The 236-nt window shown below is 42.4% G+C and carries 1 pseudogene; it reads right to left on the bottom strand.

What is annotated here, in order from left to right:
• Positions 1–236, bottom strand: a pseudogene (locus SMIDD26_RS11040) (endonuclease MutS2); the annotation flags it as partial.

Below are 236 nucleotides of genomic sequence, written 5' to 3'. Positions count from 1 at the left end.
ATCATGGATTTTTCGACGGATTCGCGCCAATTCTTCACTGGCAAAATTTTCAATGAACCCTGCATCATTAAAGGCTTGGAGATTTCCTTGTAATTGCGGAAAATCGTGTAATTTTTCAAACCAAAGGGCTAATTCTTCCAAGCTGACATTTTCCAGATTGGCATAAAAACTTTGCAGCTCTCGGCTAGACAGAAGCACGCGCTTCAAGAGTAGGAACTCCTCGATATTGAGGTCCG

The sequence above is a fragment of the Streptococcus mitis genome, from assembly GCF_001579035.1.
GTDB classification, from domain to species: Bacteria; Bacillota; Bacilli; order Lactobacillales; family Streptococcaceae; genus Streptococcus; species Streptococcus mitis_J.
Note: the sequence above shows the minus strand (reverse complement) of the source record. Positions and strands in the feature narration are given on the sequence as shown.